This window comes from Kitasatospora sp. MY 5-36 (genome assembly GCF_001182915.1).
In the GTDB taxonomy this organism is placed as follows: Bacteria; Actinomycetota; Actinomycetes; order Streptomycetales; family Streptomycetaceae; genus Kitasatospora.
Genome location: NZ_LFVW01001398.1, coordinates 1 through 630, shown reverse-complemented (window position 1 = coordinate 630; position 630 = coordinate 1). Strand labels below are relative to the sequence as shown.

The window sequence follows — 630 nt, the reverse complement described above, 5'->3', positions numbered from 1 at the left end:
CGTGGCGGCCGTCGTGGTGGACCGCGCCTTCTACGCCCAGGCCGTCCGGGACGGCAGGCCGGTCCCCGACGAGGGCGCGGCCGAGGCGGGCCACGGCTGGTCCTCGGCGCGGCTGGCCCCCTACCGGCTGCTCACCGGCCGCGGGCCGGAGGCCGCCGACGAGGTGGTGGTCGACCGGTCCCTCGGCGTCCCGGCCGGCGCCCGGCTGACCGTCAACCTCACCGTCGGGCGTACCGAGTTCACCGTCGTCGGCACGGTGGACGGCCCCGGGTACTACCTCAGCGACGCCGCCGCCGCGCAGCGCGACCCGGGCGTCCGGACGATCGCCCTGCTCCCCGCCCCCGACATCCCGCCCGCCCGCCTGGCCGCGGCCGCCCGTACGGCCGTCGGCGACCGGGCGGCCGTGGTCACCGGCGAGGGCCGCGCCGCGCTCCAGCCCCGCCACGTCGAGCACCGGCGCTTCCTCGGCACCCAGGTGATCGGCGCGCTGGCCACCCTCGGCCTGTTCACCACCGGCTTCGTGGTCGCCTCGATGCTCGTCCTCGCCACCGGCCTGCGGCGGCGCGAACTCGGCCTGCTGCGCGTCCTCGGCGCCACCCCGGGCCAACTGCGCCGGATGGTGCTCGGCGA

General features: G+C 78.9%; 1 protein-coding gene. It reads left to right on the top strand.

Annotation, left to right across the window (positions count from 1 at the left end; translation table 11 throughout):
- The coding region (locus AE652_RS42650) for an FtsX-like permease family protein (protein ID WP_049661727.1) at positions 1-630 on the top strand (630 nt) is incomplete at both ends.